1 pseudogene is annotated in these 221 nt (G+C 74.2%); it reads left to right on the forward strand.

Annotated features, from left to right (window positions below):
• Positions 1 to 186, forward strand: a pseudogene (locus tag G3I40_RS18945) (precorrin-3B C(17)-methyltransferase); the annotation flags it as partial.
• Between the last annotated feature and the right edge of the window lie 35 nt (positions 187 to 221).

Consider the following 221-nt stretch of genomic DNA (forward strand, 5'->3'; position numbering starts at 1 on the left):
GTGCTGGCACGCGATGTGGGCGGCCCGACGGAGTCCGTACGGACGGTGCGGCTGGCCGATCTGGACCCGGCGGAGGTGGACATGCGGACGCTGCTGATCGTGGGGTCGTCGCAGACGCGGTGGGTACGCAGGGGCGAGGGCGGCGACACCGTCGTCTGGACCCCGCGCCGCTACCCGGAGGCGTAGGGCGTGTCCGGCGGACCGTGACCGGGTCCGCTCCT

Origin of the sequence: Streptomyces sp. SID14478 (genome assembly GCF_010548525.1) — a bacterium.
Lineage (GTDB): Bacteria > Actinomycetota > Actinomycetes > Streptomycetales > Streptomycetaceae > Streptomyces.